This is a genomic window from Exiguobacterium sp. LL15 (assembly GCF_024436095.1).
In the GTDB taxonomy this organism is placed as follows: Bacteria; Bacillota; Bacilli; order Exiguobacteriales; family Exiguobacteriaceae; genus Exiguobacterium_A; species Exiguobacterium_A indicum.
In genome coordinates this window covers 1,455,828-1,476,730 of record NZ_JANFNX010000001.1, presented here as the reverse complement: position 1 = coordinate 1,476,730, position 20,903 = coordinate 1,455,828, and the positions used below count along the sequence as shown (strand labels likewise).

Sequence of the window (20,903 nt, the reverse complement as noted above, 5' to 3'; positions counted from 1 at the left end):
AATGGAAGTGTAACAAACGATTTCAGTAAAAATCATCTGTCAGCATAAACAAAAAATCACTGACCGTCATATGACAGTCAGCGATCTAATAGATAGAAGTATCAATCATAATTTGATTTTAACGGTGTAGAGAAAACCGGTGAAGCCTGTTTTTACGTTCATGACGAAGGTGTTTTCAGTCTTCGGTACCACATAGATGACATCAATTTTGGAGTGTAAGGGAGCGTAGTAACCTAAGCTTTCTGAATAGGCTTTTTTGTTTAGGTTAATCGTCTCTTCTGGCGTGTAGATTTTCTTGTGACGATCAATCAATGGGAAAGAAGAGGGTTTATAGTCGATATAAGAGTCAGCTGAATCTTCACCCTTTACCTGCATCTCAAGTCTGACAGATACGGCTTGTTTATCTTTCGGAAGATTCTTAAGTGGAACACGTTTCGCCGAACTGACCATGAATCCACGTTCTTTCATTAAATTTTTATCACCAGCATAAGTCTGAAGACCACCTTTATTCATCAGTTCTTCGATGGCGTCTGTATTCGTTTTCTTTGACTTGTTCTTTTGTCCGGTCTTCTCAGCGGTTGATGCAGCATTAACAGCATCGACTTCGATTTTGACGGTCGTCGGCTTCGCAATGGCTTCGCTTGTCGCGAGAAGCACATACGTATTTTTATCACTTGGAACACGGAACACAAGATCGACGCGAGAAACGAAAGGTGGGAAATAGCGATAGCCGTCCTTCCAAGCGTCTGGGTTCCGGTTCTCATAATCGACAGCTTCGTATACATTACCGCTTGTATCCTCTAACGTGAATAGATTTGGCTTATAAATACCATATCCGCCATCTGCGTCTTTATCCTTGTAGTTCTCAAGGATGACGGGAACGGTAACATATTGTTCATCATCAAGAGTTGGTAATTTCAACTCCTTTGGAGGTGATAGGAGAAGTTTATCAACATGGAAAATATTGCTTTTTGTTTTAGGATCTCCCGGATAGGTTTGAACGACTCCACGATTCATTAGTTGATCGAGCTTGCTCGAATTGACTTTTTTCGTAGAGGACGTTTTCTTTTTCTTGTCTTTTACATCTGCCAATTTCGTTCCTGTCGTCTTGACCGTTGGTGCAACTGTTTGTACCGGTTTCGTGGACGCAGGTCCTTCTTCTGTCGTAGCAAAGAAGAATAGGGAAGCGACACCAACGACAAGGGCACCACCAACTGCGGATAAGGCGAGTCGGAAACGTCGTTCCGTCGCTTTCGTATTCGTTGCGACACTTCCAATCGCAGCATTTGGTGTAATGCTGACGGCGCGTTGAGCGGGTAAGAGGGCACCGAGAACTCCCGTGATGGCAGGAATCAACAACATAACACTCAAGAAGCCGAGCTCACCTGTTGGGAACTGGTTATAGACGAAGCCGATCATCGCAAGAGCGATCAGTAAGCCGATGATTCCAGCGAACAGTCCCGTCATCAGTCCTTCGCTTAAAACGAGCGTCCGGATTTGACCGTTCCGCCAGCCGGTCGCTTTTAAGACAGCGAGCTGACTCTTCCGTTCGTTGACGTTCTGCCACATGATCTCCGTCGTCGTCAGGATAGCGATGAGTAAAGCGACACCCATTGCGACATAATGCATCGTGCCGACTTCGAGTGCAACGTATTCGCCGAGCCATGTCGCATACAGGACACCTTTCAGTCGGAAGGTGATGAACAGGAAGAAAATGAACAGACTCGTCGGCAAGGCAATCGCGATCGTCGAAAGGATCGTCCGTTGCCAATACGTCGCCAGCTGATTGATACTCATTCCGAGGACACTTTGTGCCCGGACGAAGCGTCGTCCTTTTGAGACTTCACCAGAGCGCATACTCTCGAATGGTTGAATCCGGCGGATGAGCGTCATCGGAACGAGCGTACCGCCCCAGTAAATCAATAGACCAGCAAGTCCGATCAAGATGATCCGTGATAAGGCAATCGGATGATCCGTCGTTAGCCAGAACGAACCGAGGATTGTCCAAGAAATCAAGGCGACGAGTGTGCCGAGTAACGTTGCTTCTAGGAACAGAAGCTTCGAGAGCTGACGTGGACGCCAACCGAGCGACAGTAAGATTGCGAATTCTTTCTTGCGAGCATAGAGCAAGATGATATTTGAACTAAAGACATAGACGAGTGCGACAGCGATGACACTGGCGATGATACCGCTCATCCCGACTTTCGCTTCCTGGAAGATGGCCATCGATGAACCGAGTTTGATCCACGGTTGCTGGATCCAACCGAGTGCCGATTCTCCTTTTAATCCAGGGAGGTATGTCAGCGCGAGCTGTGGCGAGGAGCCGAGCGTGACGTCGGTGATTAAACCGGTCTTGTCCTCGATCTCTTGAGCAACAGCTTTCAACTTTTTCTCACTCGTCGCGTTCATCGTCTCGACACCTTTGACGTTGACACGAATGGCAGAAATGGCTTTATCACCACGTAACTTAAAGGCGGCGTCAAGCGTCGTCAGCATCGATGGTGGTTTCGTTAAGAAGTCATACGGATCGTTCGTCGGTTTGACTTCCCGGACTGGATTGACCGGTTTTTCATTCTTGTCCATGACCCATTGCGCTTTCGCCGGGAAGTAGGTCTCCATCGGCAGTTCCGTCAGTGGATCCTTCGAGATGTTCAATTTTTTTGGATCAAAGACGCCAATGTAGTTCAAATGCATTTTCGGTACTTTATCAAGGTTACCCGTACCGTCACCGAAGACACGAGCTTTTCGATACATCGATCGTTTCGAAATCAGAACTTCTTTTGCAACCTCTTGAGGCGTTACTTGATAAGTAAATGGCCAACGTTTGGCAAAGGGGCTAGCAATCGTTTGATACTCGACGGACGATGGTTTTAGATACATCCAGTCAAAGCCACCATTTGCATTTTCCGGGACCTTATCTTCGAGAATGTTCTTAATAAGTTGCTTTGATGCTTGCTCTGTCGAAATAAAGTATTCCTTCGTGTCTTTAACAGGAAGCGTCTTGAGATAAGATTCGCCACCTTTTTTCATGATACTGCGAACCGTTTCAGTCATTGAGTCTTTAACGAGCGGGATATCGACTTTTTCGTAGCGATAGGTCCGCGAAGCATTGACGTACTCCTGACTGTTCATGATCAATGGGATATCCCAGACACCGTCACCATAATCGTTGACAGTATCTTCTTTCGTGAAATAACGACTATGCGTTGCCTTTTTGGTTGCCTGATCGAGTCCAACGAGTTGTGCTTCTGCTTCCGGATCAATCCCGGCAAGCATCACTGCACTCCCGTAACCGTAGATGGGAAACTCGCCTAGTTCTTGCGGTGAAATATCTCGATTCAATCCGTCACTCTCAGGAGGGGACCATCCTGCTCCGGCAAAGAACGACATAGACTCTGTTTCTTTTTTTAGTCCAGTATCTTGCATATCTTTATATGAAATCTTATAAATGCCTGGTTCCTTGAAGTTGTAGGTATCCTTCACAGCATCCGTATAATAGTTCCCGATCATCGCAATTGGTGCTGCGACCTCAACATCAGTAATCTGTTTGATCGTCTCGTACTGCTTGCGGGTGATCCCACCGTCGAGTCCGCTCATATAATTCGGTTCAAGCAGGTTCAAGTCTTCCGTCACACTCCGGCTGCCTTCCGGACGGACGACGATATCGTACGATGAGCCCCAGCGTTTTTGTAGTTCATCAACGACCGTTCCGTTGTTGGCTTGCGTCGTACCAATTAAATAACTTAGTCCGGTACTGACGATCAGGACGCCGACGAGGAGTAAGATGAACCGCTCCTTGTTGCGCCACCAGGAATTCCAGATGAATCTCAGCATGTACTATTCCTCGCTTTCGTTTGATTTAAGGAAAATCGTACAATGTGACCTAATTATCACTTATGTACATATCCATATATTTCTTTTTTATATTTCCATTATATACAAATTATAGTGAATTGACTAAAAAATCTGTTAATTGAAAATCGAGTGTTTTAAGTTTTTTAAAAGAGCGTATCGCTTATGTGATACGCTCAGACTGAAGACATGCGCTTTTTGTTCCTCTCGAATCGTTTTCCTGGGACAAGCATCGCGTCGCTTCACTTCGTTGCAGGGTCGCTCCTGCTTGTTTTCCCTAGGAAGCGATTTCGAGTGAACAAAACGCTTCTCTCCTCTTTCTTCCGGATTTGAAAAGTAGAAACGAAGAAGGAAGAGGACTTCCAATGATGGGTAAGAGAGGTACCATCATCGATCAGAGCATGTCACCATCACATTGGAACAACTGGTCCGCAGGACCAGTTTGATCGTAAAATCGATGCGGTGATCGATGTCGACTTCATCTATCGTGCCATCGAGAAATTGTATAGCGAAAACACCGGCAGATCCAGCATCGACCCCGTCCTGTTAATCAAGATGCGCTTCTTCACGGTATTCCTTCCATGCGACGTACCTTCAAAGAAATCGATACTAACGTAGCGTACCATTGGTTTTAAGTCTTGGGCTGGATGAGAAGGTACCCCATTTCTCTATATTCGGGAAGAATTACGTCCGTCGCTTTCAGGGTACGGACGTCTTAGAGAGTATTTTTTATCGTGTCCTCACCAAGGGGTCGAAGCTGGATTCGTGGACCCTTCGGTCCTCTTTATCGACTCCAACCACCAACCACATCAAGGCTAACGCAAACAAATGGAAGTTCAAGAAAAAGCTCGTTTGACGTGCTGCCCAACAGTACAAAGACGAATTAGATCAAGAAGTCAATGAGGATTGGATCTTGCATGTAAAAAAGCCCTTCACCCCCAAGACGAAGAGTGTTGAAGAACGTCAGATAAAGGAGAGTACGACAGATCCGGAGAGTGGCTATTACGTGAAGGGGGAACGTGAGAAGCAATTCGCTTATCCGTGTCTTATTCATATATTAGTCTCCATTACATACAACAAACCCTCATTTCAATTACGAAATGAGGGTTTGTCTACAATCTGAGCGTATCGCTTATGCGATACGCTTCAACATTCGTTGTACATTAATGAAAATGAATTGACATATCTTTCTTTTTTTGTTATTTTTCCTTACGAACGGTCGTCAGTTAAATAAGGAGGATCATCATGACAAGACAAACGATCATGCAAGTTGCTTTGAGACAATTTGCTAAAAAAGGATTTGAAGCAACGACGTTATCAACGATTGGTACTGAATGTGCTATGAAAAAACAATCCATCTATTCTCACTTTACGAGTAAAGACGCTCTCTTCTTAGAGATTTATGATGAGGCTTTAAAAAATGAAATCGCGTATATCGATATGTGGATCAGTCGTCACGGAGCGAATCACTTAAATACACTGTTACCAACGTTTGTTGAAGAATACTTGTCGCGACATCTATCGGATGATGATATGACATTTTTCTATAGATTTGCTTTTTATGCACCTGAACAGTTCAAAACTCGGATTGAAGCAGGAACGGAGCAATTCATCTCGTATCTAGAGGAACGGTTCATCGCGTTATTTAAGGAACGTATGGAACAGTTGACGTCGACCTCATCACCTGAAGCATGTGCTCTTCATTATTTGACATTGTTTGATGGATTGATTGTCGGGTGTTTATACGATAGTCCAAAACGTTTTAATCAACGCAAGTCAGCAGCGCTTGATCTATTCATACATGCGTTCGTCAAGGAAAATCTACTGATTGATTAAACGTACGTTTTTTATAACGTGAATAGTAAGCAAGATATATAAGAATGGCAGAACAGGTCACAAAAAGAACGCCATGCAGACCACTTGTCCATGCGGTTACTCCAAATAACACATGTAGCATTAAAAACAACTTTTGATTGTTTCGCTCGAGCTGAAGATTCGTTGCAGGTTCTTCGTACTTAGCGATGAATAAACTGAAAAAGAGAGCAGTGATGTACCAACCCAAAAAGTTTTGAAAAGGAATGTCGTAATATATTCCCGGATCCTGCCAAACCCAATATTGATTTAGCGAAGCGACAGGATCTATCGCTAAATCTAACCAGACTGTCAAAAGAGGAACGAGTAAAAGTGTATTGTATCGGATAAAAAAAAGTTTGGAGAAGGCGTAACTAGCTCCGATTACAGATAACCATGCGGGTCCCATAGTGATAGGTACACCAAGCCAGAGAGGTCCGAACTCCGTCGTGTAGATATATTTACCGAACAAGAAACCAGTTTTCGTTCCGATGGACTCTATAAGAATCGATCCAAAAAAAATCAATGGAATAATGAAGCGTGCTTTTGGCAACACATGCCATAAATAGAATGCGGCATATGTGCCTGAAAGAAATAAGAAGACAGCATTTGCCCACTCTAGCCATGAGGGAAGTAAAGAAAACCCTACCAATACGAGACCGATTGAGAACCAGATGACGAAAAATTTCCATAAATATTGATGAAAACAATCCATTAGTTGCCACCACCTATTGAAGTATTGGAAATGAGGAGATTGAATGATTAGACGGGTAACCAATGAACATACAGCATATTATGGACACTTATTCCATGCACAGAATATCCTTAATGCTGAAGAGAACAAAGGACGGTCCATTGAAATCTATGAGAGTAGTCAATTCAATCGTCTAATGATGCTCGATCGGACACTTGTTACATCGGAACGCGATGCTTTTGCCTACTACGAAATGCTCGTTCATGTCATCTTATACGCTCATCCGAATCCGAAACGAGTCTTGTTGATTGGTAATGCGCGGAAATTGCTGTATCATCAGGTTTTGAAACATTCTGACCTTCAGCAAGTCGATCATGTCGTGCTTGACGAGTCAATCGCACGTCATTACGATGAGTGGTTTAAAACGGATACGATTGCATCACATTTCATTAGACGACTTGAAAGTGTGGCATGCACGGACCACTATGACATCATCGTTTTTGATTTACCGAGAAATTATTCTGCTGCGAGTTGTAATGATATGTTACGACGTTTCTTACCGGCGCTACGATCTGATGGATTGTGGAACATGATTCTTCCTCATCCGATGTTTGAATCAAAACGATACGAGGAGATAAATCGATTAATGAGGCAAAAAGGGAATCAGTTTGAAGATTATCTATCCTATGTGCCGACTTTTCCAGGCGGGATTGCTCTTTTCCGTATTGGAACAAATGCAGGAATCATTCAAACACGAGTCACGCGAGGTGTCGCAGTCGAAACCAAGTATTTTGATGCAATGACCCATGAGGCAGCATTTGTTTTACCCCGTTATATAAAAGAGACAAGGTCCTCGTGAAGCGTAAGAATCCTGCCTCAGTATCATTCAAGAAACTTTAGGCCAATAACAGAGAGGACGATCATGCTGAGAAAGAGGATGCGTTTGAATGACTTCTCTTCATTGAACATCACCATTCCAAGGATGGTCGCTCCAACTGTTCCGATTCCGGTCCATACTGCATAAGCCGTGCCCATCGGAATGGTCTTCATCGCAAGTGACAGTAGTGTGAAGCTCAATCCGAAGAACAGTATGAAAATTAAAAACGATGACGTGTTACGTTCACGATTGAGTCGATTGATGCTCGAGACGCCAATCACTTCAAAAAGTCCTGCAAAGATTAATGTAATCCAAGCCATTATTCATGTGCTCCTTTCGTTGCGGATTTTTTATCGGATGTTGATAATTTTAATCCGATGACACCAGACATCAACGTCGCGATCAATAACAGCTTCACAAGTGACAGTGGTTCACCAAACAAAGCCGCTCCGACGAGAACCGTTCCTGCTGTTCCGATTCCTGTGAAGACGGCATACGCTGTACCAACAGGAAGTGTGGAAGTTGCTTTGATGATGAGTGCAAAACTAGCGACGATTCCAATGAACGTCAAACCCCATTCAAGCGGTGAAGTAGCGTGTTTTAATCCAATTACCCAACCAATTTCAATCAGTCCTGCGATTAGGACGAAGACCCAATTTCGATTCATCTGAATCACTCCTTTATCTAACTTGAGTCCAAGTATAAAGTTTTGTGTAACACAAAGGTCAATACGAAAGGATCAACTAATGTATAAAGAATTTTTATCCATCAGTGAAATGGCGAAACTACGACATATGACAGCGGAAACACTGCGGCATTATGACCGAATCGGATTAATTAAGCCTCACCGGATTGATGCGACGACCGGATACCGCTACTACTCGATTCATCAATATGAGGTCCTGGGTACAATTCGCGAACTTAAAGAGATTGGTCTGAGTTTAGAAGAAATTCGTACGTTCTTAGTGGAACGAAACTTAGAAAAATCGTTATCGATCATAGAATCGCACCAAACGAAATTACAAAGGAAAATCAAACAACTAGTCCGAATCGAGAGTAGTTTACAACTGAAGACGACGTATCTAAAAAGAATTGCTGAAGAGGGAAAAACACCACAACCAAACGTCCGTTATATCGAGGAACGCTATTTTTTAACGACACATGACGAGGTGGCAGATGATATTGAATTGAGTTATGCGACGATTGAGATTGAAAAATTATTAGAGCTTCACGTATCGCTTGTCGCAGGGAGTTTTTTGGGTCTCTTATTTGATGTCGATTCGCAAATCCAAGCAGGTGCCGCACCTACTTCAATACTGATGGCACAAACAGCATTTCCAAATGATTATCCAGAGATGAATCTCATTCGTGTTCCAGCAGGATATTATGTATGTTTACGTCACTTCGGACAGGTTTGGGATCGTACGCAAAGTTTAAAACAGGCGAAGGATTATCTTGAAAAGAATGAGATGAGAATTGACGGAAAGGCAATTCAGATGGTCGAGGTGGATGTTTCGGTGACAGATCGGTTGGATGAATCGTTGTTTGAAATTCAAATTCCAATTGCTTTTAAAAGGGCGGTGCAGATATGAATGGATCGAAGAAATCAACGCGATCAATATTTCTAATAACAGTTCTATTCTTTAGTGGTGTCATCGCATGGATTCAAAGTTGGTTAATAGTCGGATTGTTTTGTACTACAGCACTGATGCTTATATTCATTTGCCGAAGGAAGTACGCATCAGTTGCCGGTTTATTTAGTATTTTTTTGGTAGGTCTTGCATTCTACGAGTATGCTCTATCGTACTTTAAACTATCTGGTATTTCGAACACTCAGTTCGTTTTACTTCATCGGATTTCTTTACTTTTGATTTTGATTCCATTTGTAATATTCGTATTAATCACTCATCATCGACGGTCGTTATTTTCGATTTTCCTCCGCTTTCCAAACTTTAAGGAACATATTATGTTTCCGCGACATACCCTTTCTATGAGAACGTTTTTATTTTTGGGGATTTTAGGATCGTGTAGTGTCTTTTTTCCGCTTTTCTTTGATTCACCACTCGAACTGACTTCACGTTTGATCTTTTTTAGTTTATTTTTTTCTCTAGTGAATGCAACAATCGAGGAATTACTGTATAGAGGAGCGATGCTTACTTTCTTGAAAGATATAGTCTCGACTCGCTATGCGATAGTTGTGACAAGTCTCATTTTTGGTATCTTGCATCTAACACTCGGTATCTCTTTAGTGTTCACAGTTCTGTTTTCCATTGGTGGACTATATTATTCGTGGGTCGTTATAAAGAGCAACAGCATCTATCCGACCATTTGTTTTCATTTTGTAATCAACGTAGGAATGGTTTGGAATGGATGGATTTTATAAATGCTAAACCAACATCAGAGTAGGCTGTTCTAAATGCATACTAGTGAACATAAGGATGGATTAAGATACTGATTGTCATTTTGAATCACTACATAACAAAAGAATTTAACAAATCATGTGTCCCCCAAAAAACAACAAAAAGACGATGAAATTTTTGAAAATTTGAATTTCACCATCTTCTTATCATTTTTCTAAGAGTTAATTGCTACCTTTCGCATAATGATCTCATCAGCGAAGTCATGCTCATTCATCATGACGTTAACGTTCCTCTGAACGATTTCAAAACCAACTTTCTTATACGCAGTGATGGCTCGCTCATTATGCGAAAACACTTCAAGTTCAAGTTGATGAAGTCGAAGTTCCTCGAAACAAAACCGGATGATACACGCGATCGCTTCTGTCCCGTATCCTTGACCGGTCCAGGGGAGGGCACGCATCGAAATACGAAAGCCCGCTTGTTTCAACTCTGCCTCAATGTCTAAAATGGAACATTCACCAATCATTTCACCGGAATTCAAACAGATGGCGAAATCGAAGCGCGATGGATCAGCTTGAATCGAAAGAATGTGCTGTTCGATCTGTTCAATCGAAAACGTTGCTGTCGTACCAGTCAAATAACGTAATGTCTCATCCTGGGTTTGTTCGAATAAGACGTGTGCATCGGTCACGTCAATCGGACGGAGGAAAATTCGTTTTGCGGTCAGGTTCATGATTACCTTCCTTTCTCATGACGAAAGCTTGATCGTTTCGTCCGTTTCCGTCGTAAAATAATGCCGTTTCGTTCGATCCTGGACGATCCAAACGATCCATCCACCGATGATCAGGAAGCTGACTGCAGCGACGGCATACGTCAAGCGGATTGAGGTCTCCGCATAGAAACCGATCAACGCCGTCAAGAGAATGACACCAGCTGACTGGACGACGTGGATACTACTGAGGAATCGTCCCATCGTTTCGACCGGAATGTGCGTTTGAGCGAACGTCATGAAGCCGGTGTTCGCAAACGCAAGGGCGAACGTCAGCAAGAAAAAGCCGATTGCTGCCGTCAGGAACGATGTCGCTGTGGCAAAGATCAAATATCCGATCGGTGTCATCAGTGCTCCAAATTGAATCAAGAAGCGGAGCGACAAGCGACGTGTGAAGGTCGCATTGACGGCAGAACCACAGATGATACCGATTCCGGCGATACTGACGAGAAATCCATACGTACTCTCATCCAGCTGCAGAACAATCGTCGCAAACGAGGCTTCGAGCGAATCGAGCCCGCTCATCAGGACGATCATCAGCGCATAGAAGGCGTAGACGAGCGTGATATAGCGACGCGTCCGTGCAAACTGAAGCGTCTCTTTCCAGTCCGCGAGAATCACTCGGAGTGAGAAGGTGACCGCTGTAGTCGCCGCCAGACGGACGTCAGGCAATACGAACAGTAAGGCTGCAGAACACAACAGCGCTCCCGCATTCAGGATGATTGCCGTCTCCGGAGAACCGATCAAAAATAAGAATCCAGCAATCGACGGTCCGAGAATAAAGCCGGCTGATTGAATAAAGTTCTTCAACGCATTGAACCGTTGGCGACTCGTCTCCGGGACGAGCTTCGTCATGTAGATCAATGACGATGTCTCAAACAGTGTGTTGCCGATGTTCAGGATAAAGACGAGCGCATAGAGGACATACAACGAATCGATCAGTGTCAGTGAAAAGACGAGTCCGGCACGCGAGACGTCAAGCATGACGAGCAAGCGGCGCTGATTGATCCGATCGACGACACTACCGGACCAGAGGCTCGTCAACAGCGCGGAAATCGGCAATAAAATATAGAGAACGGAGACGGCAAACGCTGATCCCGTTCGTTCAAGGACAATTAAATTCAAGGCGATGAAGTAGATCCAAGCACCGACGTTCGAAACACCGACACCAAGTAATAGCAACCCAGGGTATTTCCAATTCGACATATGACACACTCCTTTTTTATTGTGTTTTAAGCCAATAAAAAAATCCCACCTCCAAGACGTTGGTCTTGGGGACGAGACTGTACGTGTCGTGGTGCCACCCCTGTTCGCGAGACCGTCACCGGTATCGCCTTCATCGGTACGACCGTTTTCAAACGGCAAATACCTGAGCTCGATAACGGGAGCACCCGTCACGATATCCCCGATTCGGTTCCACCGTGCTGCTCAGAGGCTTGGTTCGGTCAATGGCTGATGCTCCTTTCCACCAATCGGAGCTCTCTAGGAAAAGCCGAGATGACGTACTGTTCTCTTCGACGCGTTTGAATCATGTAATTTTTACCATCCTATCATGAGTTTCCTGAACCTGTAAATAGGAAATTGAAATGAATCAGTTGACAACGGAAAGAAAGGATTGTAAATTAGGAGCATGAATTTAAATGTTTAAACGTTTAAACGGAGGCGCTATGAGAAAAAATGAACAGGATGTACAAGCTCTAGACGCAGCGGTAGGGTATTTTCAAGATGCGATTCCGATCTTTCAAGTCTTATCGGATGTCAATCGTCAAGCGATCATCATTGAATTGGCACGGTACGATCGTTTGAACGTCAGTCAATTGGATGAAAAAATTTCGTTATCTCGACCAGCGATTTCGCATCACCTGAAAGTATTGCGGGCAGCAGGAATCGTCACTTCTGAGAAAGTCGGTACGGAGAACTACTATTATCTGACTTTACAAGAAGCGGTCAACGTCTTAAAAACATTGACGGCAGCCATTGAAGAAGATTGTATCCTACGCTGAACGAGGCTCTTTTCTCACACATGAGAAGAGAGTTTGATTTTACACTAAACGTTTAAATGTTTAAACGAAAGAACATAATGAAAGTGAGCGATGAATGATGCAACATCCAACCATGATTTTACAAGATCAAGCCGTAACCGAAGAAGTCTATAGTGGGAAACGTGCGTTCTTTGATGCAGGGAAAACGAAGACGATCGATTTTCGGTTACGTCAGCTCGAACGGCTGGAACAGTTAGTCCGATCAAACGAAGAACGGATTCTCGTAGCATTAGCAAAAGATTTAGGAAAACCGACATTTGAAGCTTACACGTCAGAAATCGGCGTGCTCTATCAAGAGCTACGTGAAGCGAAAAAACAATTGGCGCGCTGGATGGAGCCGAAGCGAGTCGCAACACCACTCGTCCTGCAGCCGTCAAAGAGCTTCATTCGGCACGATCCGCTCGGCGTCGTCTTGATCATCGGACCATGGAATTACCCGTTCCAATTGTTGCTTGCACCCGTCATCGGCGCAATCGCAGCCGGGAATTGCATCGTCTTGAAACCGTCGGATTTGACACCGCATACGTCGGGCTTGATTGCAGAGCTCATCGCAACGACGTTCGATCCAGACTATATCAGTGTCGTCCTCGGTGATGGGGCAGTCGTTGGTGACCAGTTACTCGATCGATTCCGCTTCGACCATGTCTTCTTTACGGGAAGCCCGGGTGTCGGACGACATATCGCCATGAAGACGGCTGCCAAACTGGTACCGGCGACACTTGAGCTTGGCGGGAAGAGTCCCGTCATCGTCGATAAGAGTGCCAATCTGCAGATAACAGCGAAACGGATCGTCTGGTCGAAATTTTTCAATGCTGGTCAAACGTGTGTCTGTCCGGATTATCTGCTCGTTGAAGAGACGGTCAAGGATGCGTTGATCCAGTTGCTAAAAGCAGAAATCAGACGTGCTTTCGGAGCGGATCCACAAATGAGTGAAAGTTATGGACGCATCATCAATGAGCGCCGCGTACACGCTCTGCAACGTCTGATGCAACAAGGCACGATCGTTCACGGAGGACGAATCGATTTAGCGGATCGCTACGTGGAGCCAACATTGCTTGACGCTGTATCGCTTGAGGACGACATCATGAAAGAAGAAATCTTCGGTCCGTTACTTCCGATCGTATCGTTCAGCTCACCGGAACAAGCTGTCTCGATCATTCGCCGCAACCGTTATCCACTCGCCTTATATCTCTATACGGAATCACTGGAGATGGAATCCTACTTCTTGGAGCACGTCGAGTTCGGAGGAGGATGTATCAACAATGGCATGGTGCATCTGATGAACGCTGAACTGCCGTTTGGTGGAGTCGGTAGTAGCGGGATGGGGGCGTATCACGGCAGACACACCTTTGAGACGTTCTCGCATGCGAAGAGCATCGTCAAAACGTCGACGAAACTTGATCCATCGTTACGCTACGCGCCGTACACATCGAAAAAAATGACCATCGCAAAACGTTATTTTGCACGCTAAGTCAAACTACAAAGGAGAATTCACAATGAAACAAAAGAAAACGATCGTCATCACGGGAGCATCTAGCGGAATCGGACGGGCAACCGTCGAACGGTTCAGTCAGGAAGGATGGCAAGTCGCAGCAACGATGCGAAAGCCGGAGACGTCAAGTGACCTCGCCTCATTACCAGGTGTTCGCTTGTATGCACTAGATGTCACGGACGAGAGGAGCATTCGTCTAGCCTTTGAAGCTATCACGAACGATTTCGGTACGATCGACGTCCTGTTGAACAATGCAGGGTACGGTGCGGTCGGCATCTTCGAGGAGGCGACACCGGAGCAAATCAAGCGTCAATTCGATACGAACGTCTTCGGCGTCATGAACGTGACGCGTCAGGCATTGCCGCTCTTTCGAAAACAGCGAAAGGGGAAGATCGTGACCGTGACATCCGTCGGGGGACAAGTCACGTTTCCAATCTATAGCCTGTACCACAGCTCGAAATGGGCTGTCGAGGGATTCATGGAATCGTTGCATTATGAGCTTGCTCCGCTCGGGATCGCCGTCAAACTGATCGAACCAGGACCGATCAAGACCGACTTCTACGGACGGTCGCAAGATCTCGTGCAAACGGACATCGCGGATTACGCCATCTATATGAAAACGGCACTCAAAAATTCGAACGCAGCAGGAGAAGAAGCCGAAGGACCGGAAGTCGTCGCGGGTGCGATTCACCGTGCCGTGATGGATGACTCGAAAAAGATGCGTTATCCTGTCGGTAAGAACGCAGCGAACTTAATTCGATTGAAACGATTTTTGCCGCACGCGGTCTTTTTCCGGATCGTCCGTCGTGTCATCGAAAAAGCATGATTAGTCGAGACTGACGCAAAAAGAATGCGGTAAGGGTGGCAGATCATCATTCTGCCATCCTTATTTTTATAGAGACTGACTTTTGAATCAGCCTCGTTAACCGATTGATCCGTTGACAAGCGATCGGTCGATTCATATAGTTTAGTTAACTTAACTATAAGGAAAGGGAGTCTGATTCATGGCAGTGCTGAGGAATCAACGCTTTGTCTTCATGTGGTTGTCCGGTATGACATTAACGCTCGGTTTTGCAATCTTCTTCTTGAGTGTGTCGTGGTTGACGATTGATGTCTTGCGACAGCCCGCTTTGCTTGGTCTGATATTAACTGCCGTGTCGTTGCCCCGAGTCATCATGATGGTGTTTGGTGGCGTGTTCGCGGATCGATTCCAAAAAAGCCGTCTTCTCTTTTGGACGAATCTCGGACAGGCGTTCTTGATGCTCGGTGTCGTTCTTTTACATTACGCTGATGCGTACTCGGTCGGGACACTCTTGTTGATTTCTGTCGTGTTTGGCATTTTGGATGGCATGTCTTATCCTGCTTTATCGTCCTTGTTGCCGTCTCTGGTTCCTGCGTCGCAATTACAGCGGGCGAATTCCTTATTTCAAGGATCACTCGAATTGATGTTCGTCATCGGTCCGTTTCTCGCAGGACTTCTGCTGACGCAAGGGGGATTTGGACTGAGCTTCGGGACAGCGATGATCTTAATCTTTATTGCAGCCGTACTGGTCCTGCCGCGGCTAATTCGCGATCCTATTCCTGATACCTCCGTCCTCTCGATACGTCAGGTCTTACGCGACTTGCGTGAAGGGATTCGATATGTCAAAGAGACGCCCGTCTTACGTGCCGGTACGTTGTCGATTGCCATCGTCAATCTATTCGTCATGGGACCGTTGATCATGAGCATCCCGATTCTCGTCGGCGCAGCGAAAGGGTCAGCAGCGGATCTCAGTCTCATCGAAGGTGGTCTTGCTGTCGGGACATTTGTTGCCAGTGTCGTCGTGTTGTTTCTAAGGTCGATTCATCGCGGTCGGTTCGTCTTTCGTGCGCTGTTTTTGACGTTAGGTGCTTTCTTGCTGTACACCCAGGTGGCATCGATTCCGTTACTTGCTTTCACGGCGGCGATGAGTGGATTTTTGTTGATGCTCGTCTATCTGCCGACCGTGACGATTTTACAGGAGCGGAGTGATCCGGATAAAATCGGACGCGTCATGAGCATCATGGCGCTTGCCGCTTCCGGTCTAGAACCGATTGCGTTCGCGGTCTTATCGCTGCTAGTCGCGATCGAAATTCCTATCCAGTTCCTACTGATTGCGTTCGCAGTGATTGGTGTCGTCTGTGGTCTGTTACTCTATCGCAGAAGTCGAGATTTTCGGAACATTTCATGACAGGAGGAAAACAATGGAAGGATCAAAAAAACAGGACATCTTGACGATGTATCGGCGTATCGATGAACTAGATCTTCAGCTGGCGAAGTTTTTCGCAGCGTTGAATCCGTTTGCTTTGAGTCAACAACAGGAACAGCTACTGCTATTGTTCAAACGAAAAGACTCCTGGACGTCGACGGAAATCGCACGAACGATGGGAATCTCGAAGAGTGCGGTCAGTCAAGTACTCAAGATTTTGGAAGAACGTACATTCATCAAGCGTCGAAAGAATCCAGCAAACTTAAGGGAAAGTTTCATCCAACTCGATACGAATGGGGTAGCCTACTTGCGAAAGATGGATGAGATTGAAGAGCAATTGGCGGAGGAGATGACGACGATTCTTGACGAAATGGAACTGGACATCATCAATCGTTCCCTTGTGCGCATGATTGATCGATTTCAGGAACTCCATCGATCGTAAGTAAACGGATTTTCATAATCAGAACGAATCAAATGGGAAAATCCTGGAATGATTTGTATGATACGCTAAGTCATAAGTGATTCAGAAACACCTTTTATATTGATTCACTGAAAGGAGAATGACAGTGAAATTCTTTATACTTAGCGTATTGCCACTACTTGTCGTACTCAGCACGCGACTCTTCTCGATGACTGAGCCAATCTCACAAACGCTCTACTTTTTGGTAGTGTTCTTACTGACATGTCTGTCGGCGATGATGCTCGTTGAGCGACAACGTTTTTTCAAGCGTTTGAATACAGTACGACCGCTATACGGGATCGTGATCGGAATTCTTGGGCTTACTAGTTTTATTGGGATACTGATCTGGCTCTCGCCAGTCTTGTTGCAGACTGGTCTTGGAGGTCGCATCCTGACGTTCATATTGATGTATCTTGGAATCTTGATTCTTGGTTTCATCACCGGTTGTTTCTTCGAAGGCATTACGCGCCAACCGAAGGATCAATTGATTCGCCCGGTCTTTCTGTTCATCGGGACAGGGTATATAATCTTGACTGTCTTTGGCATTTTGCAACTTTATCACCAAGCAGGATGAAATAACCCCCTTGACGTCATCGTACGTCAAGAGGGTTATTGTTTCACTGCACTTTCAGTAAGAATCCGAATTGTCCGTCTCCTTGTTTCCAGCGCGAGTTTAGTTCGTACGCATAGAGACCAGGTTCTGTCGGGACGTTGAATTGGTCATCTTTCAATACAACAGGAGATTTCTTTTTCTGTTCGTCCCATTGTGTTAGCTTAACTTCTTCTGGATTGCCTGATAATTTGACGCGAACGGATGCGCCGGCAGAAACATTAACTGCTTTTTGTCCATTTGCCATATCGAGTCCATCGCGGTAAATTTTATCACCGCATCGACTGCGAAGTAAGCTATCCCAGCAGTAAGACCCTTGGACGGTCGGAACATCCTTTCCGTTTGCCTCGACTTCGGGATTCGGTGGCGCACCACGGAACGGTTCGAAAACGATGACGCAAACGACGAGGACCAGTAGAACGGCTAATGTTAGACCACGTTTCATGAGACACCCCCGATGGATTTTCTTTATTTTACCAAAATAAATCGAGATAAGTTGAGGTGTCTTTGAAAAAAAGGATATTCATTTCTTAAATTTCGAAATACTTCCGTTCCCTATTATTTTTCAGAAAACAGCTGCAATCGTTTGTTCAACAACTCCGCGACATAAATCGTTCCATCCGAACCGACCGCGATGTCGTGTGCAATCCGGAGTTGTCCCGCTTCTTTGCCCCACGCACCGAATCGTTTCTCAATCTTTCCTTGTTTGTTCAAAATGACGATTTGACTCTGCGCGTTCTTTTTTTGTCCATTTAAATAGTTTCCGCCATCAGCGACGTAGACTTTACCGTTCCTACCGACTTCGATCCCGTACGGTCGACCGAGTTCTTTTGACGACCACGTATCGATGTGTTTGCCGTTTTGATTAAAGATTTGGACCCGGGCGTTGTCCCGGTCCGCCACATAGAGATTCATCTCATCGTCGCTACTGATCCCATGCGGCAGATTGAACTGTCCGTCTTGTTTGCCGAGTTCATTGACTTCCCATTTGACTGTTCCTTTTGGATCGAACATGACGATGCGACTATTCCGATAGCCGTCAGATACGGCGAACGAGCCGTCCTTGAAAACGGTGACGTCTGTCGGACGAGCGAACGTCTTTTCATCTAGCTGTAGCGGGATGCTTGGCAAGACGTTTCGGATACGCAGACCGACTTCCGTGAACGGACCATATGCGTTTCCGAACGTTTGCAAGACTTTACCGGACGCATCGAGCTTGAAGACTTGGTTCAGACTGATGTCGGTAATCCAGATATTGTTTTGGTCATCGACTTCGAGACCGTGCGGTGACTTGAATAGTCCTGCACCTAACCGCTTCTTCACCTGCATCGTCTTTCCGTCGAGCACGATCAATGTCGGTTCTGTGATGTAGGTGTCATCCCCGTATGAATTACTACCTCGGTGTAAATAGTAGACGTCACCGTTCGGAGCAACAGCGACGCCGCTTGCTTCACCGGCAATCGAACGATCGCGCGTTTCTAGTGGCCAAGCGACCTGTCCGCGATACGTCGTATCTTTTGGGATGGGTGGATAGTTGTCTTTCATGACGGGATCTGCGCCACCTCTCGACCAGGAAATACCCAGTACCGTGATGGTTGCTAAAGTCCCTATAAAGATCAATCGTTTTTTCATGCATCGTTCCTCCAGACGTGAATTCGTATCCATATTATATCTAGATATTAAACGAGGACGAATCGTTCTATAGGAGGAGACAGCGGGTTACGGAAGCAGGATATTAAAATCAGGATGAAGGGGTAAAGAAGAGAGATATCATATGGAAGAAAGAAAGTGAGGCAAAAACATGAAGGCAGTTACCGTAACAGGGCATGGCGGGCTTGAGAATCTCGCCTATATCGATCAAGAGACACCACAACCGAAACAAGGCGAGGTACTGATTGAAATCAAAGCTTGTGCCTTGAACAATACAGAAATTTGGATGCGGGAAGGCGCCTATGGTGCGGAGAGTGAATCAGGCTGGAAAGCAGAAGGGGTCAAGTTCCCCCGAATTCCCGGTTCAGACATCAGCGGACGGATCGTCGCGGTCGGAGACGGTGTCGCCGAGACGGAAATCGGCCGCGACGTCGTCTTGTTCCCGTTCACGGCAAGTGGAGAAATCGCTGACGAACAGAGTGCCGAGGACTTATCGTTCATCGGTTCCGAGTACGACGGCGGATACGCGGAGTATGTCTGCTGGCCGCTCGAACTCTGTTACGACATGCCGCTTGCTTCCTATACGGACAGTGCCGTCTTCTCGGTCAGTGGATTGACGGCGTGGCACATGGTCGAACAACTTGACTTACAAGAAGGACAGACGGTACTCGTAACAGGTGCCAGTGGTGGTGTCGGCTCACTCAACGTCCAGATTGCGAAACAGGTCTTCGGCGCCCGTGTCGTCGCACTCGTCGGTGACTTGAAGCTGACGGATCAATTGCACGAACTCGGGGCGGACTTGGTCGTTTCCTACCGTGAGCCGAACTGGGATCAGCAGGTCATGCAAGAAGTCGGTCCGGTCGATGCGATTCTCGACGTCGTCGGCGATGCGGTGTTTAAACAAGGACTGGATCTGCTGAAGCGTGGCGGAACGTACTGCATTTCCGGATCGTCTGGGGGACAGGTGACGTCGCTCGATTTTCGGACGCTTTATTTAAAACATATCCGCCTACAAGGATCCGTCCTTGGCAATCGCCATGATTATGAGAAATTACTGGAGGCCGTTCGGACGCAGACGATTCATCCCGTCATCGACCGGACGTTCCCGCTCGCTGAAGCGCGAGAAGCCCAAGCGTACTTCAAACAAGCTGGTAAATTCGGCAAGGTCGTCTTGCTACCATAAGAGAAACCGAACAAAACGAGCTATCCTCTTCCTGTGCAGGAAAGGATAGCTCGTTTTCGTGTCAATTTAAGGACTAGGCAAGATGTAAAAAAACGTGACGATCGAGCTGACAGGCTCCTCTTCCGTATCATCAACCAATTCCTCCTGTGATTCATGAATCGTATACCGGTTGCTCGGAAAGAGTTCCGTTACCCAGGTCGGAACGTGTGAAGCGTGAGGGAACGACTGAATCCGCTCGAGTGGGAATTGGGTTCCGTCCGGGTTCAGCGTGTGGACATGTAGTGCGTCTTGTGAAGCATCCTCGAGGACGATCGTTATGTAAAGCTGATGTTCAATCTGTTTTTCCTCTAGTTTTTGTCGCATGTCCTGCATAGCGCTCAACGCGATCCGAAGATGTGCTTTACGAATGCGCAGACTCGCGTTGCCATGTCCAGAAAAGTCAGGGTGCTCGTGCCAGTCGTTAAACCAAACGTCTGGATCAATATAGGATGGAGAAGAAAAACTGTTGAATTCCAGTTCGAGATTTTTAAAATAACGGCGTTTGCCGCGGAATTTTTTCATGAGCAATGTACCTTTCGTTAAAGGGATTTTTTTATTTTCATAAGGGAAGTAAGGCGAAGACACTAAAAATTGGGTAAATAAAAACCAATGACTTGAATGGCATGACACGTTTTTAAGTGACGAACTGATCGCGCGGACGTTCCCGGTGTCGTAATCGCCACCGCCTTGTTGACAATGGTCTATACGATCGATTACGCCATTATGAATCAGAACATGACCTACGCGCTCGTTGCAGATATCTGTTTCTGTACAACTGTAGTTTTATTTTGATCGC

22 protein-coding genes are annotated in these 20,903 nt (G+C 45.8%); 12 read left to right on the top strand and 10 right to left on the bottom strand.

Going from position 1 to position 20,903, the window contains the following annotated elements; translation table 11 throughout:
• Window positions 1-105: 105 nt before the first annotated feature.
• Entirely contained in the window at window positions 106-3,834 is a 3,729-nt protein-coding gene (locus NOM72_RS07620) for an ABC transporter permease (protein WP_255998543.1), read from the bottom strand.
• Window positions 3,835-4,245: 411 nt separating this feature from the next.
• On the opposite strand from NOM72_RS07620, the gene NOM72_RS16210 reads away from it, so the two are divergent.
• Complete coding sequence (locus NOM72_RS16210; RefSeq protein WP_483298313.1) at window positions 4,246-4,470, top strand: transposase; 225 nt, start codon at window positions 4,246-4,248, stop codon at window positions 4,468-4,470.
• A 627-nt stretch (window positions 4,471-5,097) separates the two neighbouring features.
• Window positions 5,098-5,688 carry a TetR/AcrR family transcriptional regulator gene (locus NOM72_RS07615; protein ID WP_255998542.1) on the top strand — a complete coding sequence of 197 codons (591 nt, stop codon included), beginning with the start codon at window positions 5,098-5,100 and terminating at the stop codon, window positions 5,686-5,688.
• On the opposite strand, the gene NOM72_RS07610 is transcribed toward NOM72_RS07615, so the two are convergent.
• On the bottom strand, window positions 5,663-6,418 hold the full coding sequence (locus tag NOM72_RS07610) for a carotenoid biosynthesis protein (RefSeq protein WP_035397665.1): 756 nt from the start codon (window positions 6,416-6,418) through the stop codon (window positions 5,663-5,665). The genes NOM72_RS07615 and NOM72_RS07610 overlap by 26 nt on opposite strands.
• Before the next feature lie 43 nt (window positions 6,419-6,461).
• Here NOM72_RS07610 and NOM72_RS07605 point away from each other — a divergent pair, with 43 nt between their 5' ends.
• Entirely contained in the window at window positions 6,462-7,256 is a 795-nt protein-coding gene (locus tag NOM72_RS07605) for a spermine/spermidine synthase domain-containing protein (protein WP_255998540.1), read from the top strand.
• A 23-nt stretch (window positions 7,257-7,279) separates the two neighbouring features.
• Here the strand turns inward: NOM72_RS07605 and NOM72_RS07600 are convergent, their stop codons facing one another.
• Both NOM72_RS07600 and NOM72_RS07595 read right to left on the bottom strand, forming a co-directional pair.
• Window positions 7,280-7,594: a DMT family transporter gene (locus NOM72_RS07600; RefSeq protein WP_255998538.1), complete on the bottom strand. Its 315-nt coding sequence runs from the start codon at window positions 7,592-7,594 to the stop codon at window positions 7,280-7,282.
• A complete protein-coding gene (locus tag NOM72_RS07595; protein WP_035397658.1) occupies window positions 7,594-7,941 on the bottom strand; it encodes a DMT family transporter in 348 nt (115 codons plus the stop codon). The genes NOM72_RS07600 and NOM72_RS07595 overlap by 1 nt, the downstream gene beginning before the upstream one ends.
• A gap of 79 nt (window positions 7,942-8,020) precedes the next feature.
• On the opposite strand from NOM72_RS07595, the gene NOM72_RS07590 reads away from it, so the two are divergent.
• Both NOM72_RS07590 and NOM72_RS16185 read left to right on the top strand, forming a co-directional pair.
• The gene (locus tag NOM72_RS07590) at window positions 8,021-8,866 is read left to right on the top strand and encodes a MerR family transcriptional regulator (protein ID WP_255998536.1); all 846 of its coding nucleotides are present in this window, start codon (window positions 8,021-8,023) and stop codon (window positions 8,864-8,866) included.
• Window positions 8,863-9,657 carry a CPBP family intramembrane glutamic endopeptidase gene (locus NOM72_RS16185; RefSeq protein ID WP_052017141.1) on the top strand — a complete coding sequence of 265 codons (795 nt, stop codon included), beginning with the start codon at window positions 8,863-8,865 and terminating at the stop codon, window positions 9,655-9,657. The genes NOM72_RS07590 and NOM72_RS16185 overlap by 4 nt, the downstream gene beginning before the upstream one ends.
• Before the next feature lie 191 nt (window positions 9,658-9,848).
• On the opposite strand, the gene NOM72_RS07585 is transcribed toward NOM72_RS16185, so the two are convergent.
• Genes NOM72_RS07585 through NOM72_RS16205 form a run of 3 tightly spaced genes read right to left on the bottom strand, consistent with a single transcriptional unit; the run spans window position 9,849 to window position 11,794 of the window.
• Window positions 9,849-10,367 carry a GNAT family N-acetyltransferase gene (locus NOM72_RS07585; protein WP_255998534.1) on the bottom strand — a complete coding sequence of 173 codons (519 nt, stop codon included), beginning with the start codon at window positions 10,365-10,367 and terminating at the stop codon, window positions 9,849-9,851.
• Between the two features lie 15 nt (window positions 10,368-10,382).
• The gene (locus tag NOM72_RS07580; RefSeq protein ID WP_055967773.1) at window positions 10,383-11,609 is read right to left on the bottom strand and encodes an MFS transporter; all 1,227 of its coding nucleotides are present in this window, start codon (window positions 11,607-11,609) and stop codon (window positions 10,383-10,385) included.
• Between the two features lie 26 nt (window positions 11,610-11,635).
• Complete coding sequence (locus NOM72_RS16205) at window positions 11,636-11,794, bottom strand: hypothetical protein (protein ID WP_162236795.1); 159 nt, start codon at window positions 11,792-11,794, stop codon at window positions 11,636-11,638.
• Window positions 11,795-12,043: 249 nt separating this feature from the next.
• On the opposite strand from NOM72_RS16205, the gene NOM72_RS07575 reads away from it, so the two are divergent.
• From NOM72_RS07575 to NOM72_RS07550, 6 genes are all read left to right on the top strand, one after another.
• Window positions 12,044-12,406, top strand: coding sequence for an ArsR/SmtB family transcription factor (locus tag NOM72_RS07575; protein WP_255998532.1), 363 nt, complete (start codon window positions 12,044-12,046; stop codon window positions 12,404-12,406).
• A 112-nt stretch (window positions 12,407-12,518) separates the two neighbouring features.
• Window positions 12,519-13,916 carry an aldehyde dehydrogenase gene (locus tag NOM72_RS07570; protein WP_055969464.1) on the top strand — a complete coding sequence of 466 codons (1,398 nt, stop codon included), beginning with the start codon at window positions 12,519-12,521 and terminating at the stop codon, window positions 13,914-13,916.
• 25 nt (window positions 13,917-13,941) lie between these two features.
• Window positions 13,942-14,763, top strand: coding sequence for an SDR family oxidoreductase (locus tag NOM72_RS07565; RefSeq protein ID WP_255998529.1), 822 nt, complete (start codon window positions 13,942-13,944; stop codon window positions 14,761-14,763).
• A 178-nt stretch (window positions 14,764-14,941) separates the two neighbouring features.
• Window positions 14,942-16,147, top strand: coding sequence for an MFS transporter (locus NOM72_RS07560; RefSeq protein WP_035397645.1), 1,206 nt, complete (start codon window positions 14,942-14,944; stop codon window positions 16,145-16,147).
• A gap of 13 nt (window positions 16,148-16,160) precedes the next feature.
• Entirely contained in the window at window positions 16,161-16,607 is a 447-nt protein-coding gene (locus tag NOM72_RS07555; RefSeq protein ID WP_035397643.1) for a MarR family winged helix-turn-helix transcriptional regulator, read from the top strand.
• Window positions 16,608-16,731: 124 nt separating this feature from the next.
• On the top strand, window positions 16,732-17,199 hold the full coding sequence (locus NOM72_RS07550; protein WP_255998526.1) for a hypothetical protein: 468 nt from the start codon (window positions 16,732-16,734) through the stop codon (window positions 17,197-17,199).
• A 43-nt stretch (window positions 17,200-17,242) separates the two neighbouring features.
• Here NOM72_RS07550 and NOM72_RS07545 read toward each other — a convergent pair whose 3' ends face one another.
• Together NOM72_RS07545 and NOM72_RS07540 are read right to left on the bottom strand one after the other, a co-directional pair.
• The gene (locus NOM72_RS07545; RefSeq protein WP_055967776.1) at window positions 17,243-17,680 is read right to left on the bottom strand and encodes a hypothetical protein; all 438 of its coding nucleotides are present in this window, start codon (window positions 17,678-17,680) and stop codon (window positions 17,243-17,245) included.
• Between the two features lie 113 nt (window positions 17,681-17,793).
• Window positions 17,794-18,867 (bottom strand): peptidyl-alpha-hydroxyglycine alpha-amidating lyase family protein, encoded by a 1,074-nt coding sequence (locus NOM72_RS07540; protein WP_255998524.1) that lies wholly within the window; start codon window positions 18,865-18,867, stop codon window positions 17,794-17,796.
• A gap of 169 nt (window positions 18,868-19,036) precedes the next feature.
• Here NOM72_RS07540 and NOM72_RS07535 point away from each other — a divergent pair, with 169 nt between their 5' ends.
• On the top strand, window positions 19,037-20,068 hold the full coding sequence (locus NOM72_RS07535) for a zinc-binding dehydrogenase (protein WP_255998522.1): 1,032 nt from the start codon (window positions 19,037-19,039) through the stop codon (window positions 20,066-20,068).
• Between the two features lie 66 nt (window positions 20,069-20,134).
• Here NOM72_RS07535 and NOM72_RS07530 read toward each other — a convergent pair whose 3' ends face one another.
• Entirely contained in the window at window positions 20,135-20,629 is a 495-nt protein-coding gene (locus NOM72_RS07530) for a hypothetical protein (protein WP_052017140.1), read from the bottom strand.
• Between the last annotated feature and the right edge of the window lie 274 nt (window positions 20,630-20,903).

Bases quoted from the DNA above. Each gene is read 5' to 3' on its own strand.
- NOM72_RS07620 (WP_255998543.1), bottom strand. From the start codon at position 3,834: ATGCTGAGATTCATCTGGAATTCCTGGTGGCGCAACAAGGAGCGGTTC.
- NOM72_RS07615 (WP_255998542.1), top strand. From the start codon at position 5,098: ATGACAAGACAAACGATCATGCAAGTTGCTTTGAGACAATTTGCTAAA.
- NOM72_RS07610 (WP_035397665.1), bottom strand. From the start codon at position 6,418: ATGGATTGTTTTCATCAATATTTATGGAAATTTTTCGTCATCTGGTTC.
- NOM72_RS07605 (WP_255998540.1), top strand. From the start codon at position 6,462: ATGATTAGACGGGTAACCAATGAACATACAGCATATTATGGACACTTA.
- NOM72_RS07600 (WP_255998538.1), bottom strand. From the start codon at position 7,594: ATGGCTTGGATTACATTAATCTTTGCAGGACTTTTTGAAGTGATTGGC.
- NOM72_RS07595 (WP_035397658.1), bottom strand. From the start codon at position 7,941: ATGAATCGAAATTGGGTCTTCGTCCTAATCGCAGGACTGATTGAAATT.
- NOM72_RS07590 (WP_255998536.1), top strand. From the start codon at position 8,021: ATGTATAAAGAATTTTTATCCATCAGTGAAATGGCGAAACTACGACAT.
- NOM72_RS16185 (WP_052017141.1), top strand. From the start codon at position 8,863: ATGAATGGATCGAAGAAATCAACGCGATCAATATTTCTAATAACAGTT.
- NOM72_RS07585 (WP_255998534.1), bottom strand. From the start codon at position 10,367: ATGAACCTGACCGCAAAACGAATTTTCCTCCGTCCGATTGACGTGACC.
- NOM72_RS07580 (WP_055967773.1), bottom strand. From the start codon at position 11,609: ATGTCGAATTGGAAATACCCTGGGTTGCTATTACTTGGTGTCGGTGTT.
- NOM72_RS07575 (WP_255998532.1), top strand. From the start codon at position 12,044: ATGTTTAAACGTTTAAACGGAGGCGCTATGAGAAAAAATGAACAGGAT.
- NOM72_RS07570 (WP_055969464.1), top strand. From the start codon at position 12,519: ATGATTTTACAAGATCAAGCCGTAACCGAAGAAGTCTATAGTGGGAAA.
- NOM72_RS07565 (WP_255998529.1), top strand. From the start codon at position 13,942: ATGAAACAAAAGAAAACGATCGTCATCACGGGAGCATCTAGCGGAATC.
- NOM72_RS07560 (WP_035397645.1), top strand. From the start codon at position 14,942: ATGGCAGTGCTGAGGAATCAACGCTTTGTCTTCATGTGGTTGTCCGGT.
- NOM72_RS07555 (WP_035397643.1), top strand. From the start codon at position 16,161: ATGGAAGGATCAAAAAAACAGGACATCTTGACGATGTATCGGCGTATC.
- NOM72_RS07545 (WP_055967776.1), bottom strand. From the start codon at position 17,680: ATGAAACGTGGTCTAACATTAGCCGTTCTACTGGTCCTCGTCGTTTGC.
- NOM72_RS07540 (WP_255998524.1), bottom strand. From the start codon at position 18,867: ATGAAAAAACGATTGATCTTTATAGGGACTTTAGCAACCATCACGGTA.
- NOM72_RS07535 (WP_255998522.1), top strand. From the start codon at position 19,037: ATGAAGGCAGTTACCGTAACAGGGCATGGCGGGCTTGAGAATCTCGCC.
- NOM72_RS07530 (WP_052017140.1), bottom strand. From the start codon at position 20,629: ATGAAAAAATTCCGCGGCAAACGCCGTTATTTTAAAAATCTCGAACTG.